Source organism: Enterovibrio nigricans DSM 22720, assembly GCF_900167155.1.
In the GTDB taxonomy this organism is placed as follows: Bacteria; Pseudomonadota; Gammaproteobacteria; order Enterobacterales; family Vibrionaceae; genus Enterovibrio; species Enterovibrio nigricans.
On sequence record NZ_FUXU01000223.1, the window covers coordinates 1 to 1,380 of the forward strand.

Sequence of the window (1,380 nt, forward strand, 5' to 3'; positions counted from 1 at the left end):
CGCATGCTCTAATAGCGGCTTTTGGTCTCAATATAATACTATTCCTTGTTTCTATACCGTTTTGTTGCGTTATTGAGCATTATGTCTGATGTTGTGCTCATCGGTTTTTCGCTACTCATTTCAAGAGAAATGTTTTTCTCTTTTTCTGTAATCAAACCGTCGATTACCATTCTAGATAGCACCTCTTTTCTAGACTCAGTTTCTATTTGAATTTGATCGAAACCTTTCATTGTAATTTCTCGCATTGCTTCGACATTTCGAATCATTTCTTCACTTTTCTTTAGCTTATCTTCAATGTCTTTCTTGACGTGTAAAAGCAATGCAGGTGCTTGTTCTTGCATTTCTTTTTCTGTGAGATGACGGGTTTGCTTACTCAACGAATGCTCAACTTGTTGTTGGTTAGTTATCAGCATCAAGCTAATAAGATCAACTAAACGAGAAAGGCTTATGATGGTCGAACCTATATGAGGCTCCATGGAGGCATATTTGTTCATGTCAACATCAGAACAAGCAAGCTGATAAATATCAACTCCGGTTGCCTCGCTGATCTTTATAACATCAGAGAAACGAGGGTCAGTTTCACCAGAAGCAATTCTTTTTAATGTTCTTGAGCTGATACCTGTGATGTCACTAATGATCTCATAAGTTGCTCCTTTCCTTAGAATTGCTCTCTTAAATTGTTCAGCTCTCTTTTCTACAGACACATTCTTATCTCTTAATATTTAATACCTTAGCCATTTTACACCATAGTTTTATCCATACCTTTCATAGTGCCACTTTCGGAACTATATCAGTGCCATTTTTTATTGACTCAAAATGATACAGCGTGCAAATATAGGCACTCAGATAGTGCCATAAAATGTATTGACAGGGTTTTCGCAGTGCTTGATATGCTAGCAATGAAATTTCCATTTAAGCGAGAGGTCGTCCTTGAAATGACGAACTGCGGCTTTTTGGATTTCGAAACGCTAGCAAAGAAAACCGGCCTAAAAATCTCTGCCGGTGAAATTGGTTTCGCCCTGTCTGGCGACAACAACACCGAAGTCAGCGACCTCTACTGCCCGTATCAAACCATCCCGTCATCCTTTACCGATATTGCCTGTAAAGCGTTTAATTCTGACCCACGCGCTAACGTGTTTTGGCCTTACTTCGAGATAAAGGCTTCTCCCGCAAAGGTCATGCAAGGGCACAATGTCTACGGCTCTGAAAGCTTGCGCCTAGGCATTGAATACATGTTGGATGCGCTGGCAAAAGCACAACCTGTACTGTTTGACCTGTTAGATACCGGGTTAGGGGAGATTTGCCGATTGGATTGCACCTACTCCATTCAGTTAGCCAGTCAGGATGTGTTACGCCAAACCCTGAAAGCCTTGAGTAACA

Annotated in this window: 2 protein-coding genes; one reads left to right on the forward strand and one right to left on the reverse strand. The window is 40.8% G+C overall.

What is annotated here, in order from left to right; all coding sequences use genetic code 11:
- Nucleotides 1-38: 38 nt before the first annotated feature.
- Nucleotides 39-704 carry a helix-turn-helix domain-containing protein gene (locus B5D35_RS23780; RefSeq protein WP_078754856.1) on the reverse strand — a complete coding sequence of 222 codons (666 nt, stop codon included), beginning with the start codon at nt 702-704 and terminating at the stop codon, nt 39-41.
- Between the two features lie 186 nt (nt 705-890).
- Here B5D35_RS23780 and B5D35_RS23785 point away from each other — a divergent pair.
- Nucleotides 891-1,380 (forward strand): phage/plasmid replication protein, II/X family (locus tag B5D35_RS23785; RefSeq protein WP_244556741.1); only part of this gene is annotated, 490 nt, incomplete at its 3' end.